Source organism: Synechococcus sp. BA-120 BA3 (assembly GCF_034931285.1).
GTDB lineage: Bacteria > Cyanobacteriota > Cyanobacteriia > PCC-6307 > Cyanobiaceae > Cyanobium.
Genome location: NZ_JAYGHZ010000426.1, coordinates 1 through 2257 on the forward strand (window position 1 = coordinate 1; position 2257 = coordinate 2257).

4 protein-coding genes are annotated in these 2257 nt (G+C 65.9%); 1 reads left to right on the plus strand and 3 read right to left on the minus strand.

Annotation, left to right across the window (positions count from 1 at the left end; translation table 11 throughout):
* Positions 1-425: type II toxin-antitoxin system VapC family toxin (locus tag VB737_RS16370; RefSeq protein WP_500314521.1), on the plus strand; the 425-nt coding region annotated here is incomplete at its 5' end.
* A 201-nt stretch (positions 426-626) separates the two neighbouring features.
* Here VB737_RS16370 and VB737_RS16375 read toward each other — a convergent pair.
* From VB737_RS16375 to VB737_RS16385, 3 genes are all read right to left on the minus strand, one after another.
* Positions 627-902: a hypothetical protein gene (locus tag VB737_RS16375; protein WP_500314523.1), complete on the minus strand. Its 276-nt coding sequence runs from the start codon at positions 900-902 to the stop codon at positions 627-629.
* Positions 903-1214: 312 nt separating this feature from the next.
* On the minus strand, positions 1215-1496 hold the full coding sequence (locus VB737_RS16380; RefSeq protein ID WP_323243077.1) for a hypothetical protein: 282 nt from the start codon (positions 1494-1496) through the stop codon (positions 1215-1217).
* 105 nt (positions 1497-1601) lie between these two features.
* Positions 1602-2257, minus strand: a 656-nt coding sequence (locus tag VB737_RS16385) for a DUF6880 family protein (protein ID WP_500314525.1), incomplete at its 5' end; no start/stop codon positions are given.

The window sequence follows — 2257 nt, forward strand, 5'->3', positions numbered from 1 at the left end:
ATCCCAATGGACTGATGAGCAAGACCAACCGGCGCCGGCTACGGCGTCAACAAGCCGGGGCTACAGCCTCACAGGGTGGGCCAGATTTCATGTCGCCGGAGGACCAATTCCGGATGTCGCTTGACACTGCTTCCTTGCTCGAACTCTCCATCGTTCTCGAGGCCCGCTTTGGCGCCGATGGCCAAGGAGATCTGGATGTGTTTGTGGCCGCCGCAGAGATCGAAGCGGTCAGTTTCGACCGCGACCAGGCGGAACTCGCGCGCCTGGCCTTTCGTCGTTTCGGCAAGGGACGCCATCGAGCCGGGTTGAATCTGGGCGACCGTTTCTCCTACGCCCTGGCCAAATCCCTCGCTGCACCCCTTCTGTACAAGGACGATGACTTCATCCACACCGATCTTGCACCGGCGATGGAAGCGGGCCGCTGAAGGGTGCTCGGCCTGCCAAGCCGCCAACACCATGCTCGGCTCGAAGCTGCGCCCCATCGCTGATGAATCCCTTGAGCTGAGCGCGATCCGACCCTGCCCCCCCCGCAGAGCCCATCACTCCGTGAAAGCACGGATGCGCTCCACACTGGTACTGACGCACTATGCGTTGAACAGTTCGGACTTGGCGTCGCTACGGTCATGTCAGAGAACAAAGCGCCAGTTTCCGCGAGTCCCGCCGATCCGTTTCCATTGCTGGATCGAGTCGGTTATGCCTCCCTTGTCGGCGGTCTTCTTGTCGTCCTGATCACGTTCTTTACCTCCTACAGTCATGTCGATGTCTTTGGAGTCCACTTCAACGTCACCCAGCAAATCGGAATTCCTTTCCTCTTTGCCGCCTTGGCGGCGCTGGTTAGCGAAGTTAAACTGGCATCCAACGATCGATGCGCAGATCAGAGAGCGCGAGAGCGAGAAGCGCACGAAGCTGCTCGAGAATGAGGACAAACGACTCGCCGCTATCGAATCCAAGCTCGATGCGTTGTTGCTCAATGCTGAATGAGGCCTTGGCTTTGTTGATGGAAACGATCAAGACGTCTGAGCACTGAGATCAGTGCGCCACCACCAGCCGCCATTGGGGCGTCGTGCTCGTCACCGCTGATCGGAAACAGCTCCAGTGGCCAGCGACTTGCTCCAGCGAAGAGGCCTGCTCACCCACGCTGGCCCGGATGTCGCCAACATCGGCCGGCTGGATCCATCCGCCGAACCACCACCACAAGGCGGCCTTGGCAGCGTTCAGGACGCGGTGGGCAGGAGCTTGCCCAGTTGGGCCTCCACCCCGGCGCGATCGGCGGCGGCCAAAGCACCCAGCCACCCCGACACCAGCCGCTCGTCGAGGGTGAACAGCTTGAAGCGCACCAGGCAGGGCTGGGGCAGACCTGCGGCCTCCAGATCCTCCAGAGGCCAATCGAGGGGCCACGCGGATGGCCGCGCCGATGTGATCATCGCCAGCAGCAGAACGGGCTTGCGGCAAAGCTGCTGGCTGACGCTGATCCATCCCCGGGGCTTCAAGGCCATCGGGTCCTGTCCGCCCGGCCGGATCCCAGACCTGTACAGAATGCCGGATCCATCTGCCGACTCCACCCCACCGAACGCATCCCCACCAACCGCAACCCTGAGCTTTTACGCCTCCACCAGTTTCCAGAAGCCCCACCGCCCCCCGAAGCCCTCCTGCAGCCGCGCCACAAAGGCGGCATGGTCGGGGTGGCCCCCCCAGTCGTTGATCCGATCGGCCAGCCGGTCGCAGTGGCGCAGGTGTTCGGCGGCGTGGCGGTAGCGGCTGGAGCGCCCCATCGCCAGCGCCCCCCACACCATCGGCCGCAGCAGCAGCGTGGCCGCCAGCGGGTGGTCGGCGCTGAGCCGCTCGGCGGCGGCGCTGTGGATCGCGTAGGCCTCCCCGTCCCACGCCGTGGCCTGGGCCAGCACCAGGCGGGCGGCCCGGGGGAGCGCCCCCCAGCCCACCAGGAACTCCAGCGCCAGCAGGCGGTTCGGGTGCTGCTCGGCCACCCGCAGGGCCCGCTCCTCCGCCTCCCCGTCCTCGAAGGCCGCGAGGCGCCCCAGGAATGCGCGCAGGTGGGGGATCGACAGCGTGCGGCAGAACCACTGCCAGCGCATCTCCTGGGCCTCGGCCGGTCGCTCCAGGGCCTCCAGGGCGGCCATGCGGCTCTCCTGCCAGGGGCCATCGAGCCGGCCGGGGTGTTCCGGCTCGGCGCCATCGAGGATCTCCAGGGCCTCGGCGGCCCGGCCGTTGGCCAGCAGGACCCGGGACACGTCGGCGG

Bases quoted from the DNA above. Each gene is read 5' to 3' on its own strand.
- VB737_RS16380 (WP_323243077.1), bottom strand. From the start codon at position 1,496: ATGGCCTTGAAGCCCCGGGGATGGATCAGCGTCAGCCAGCAGCTTTGC.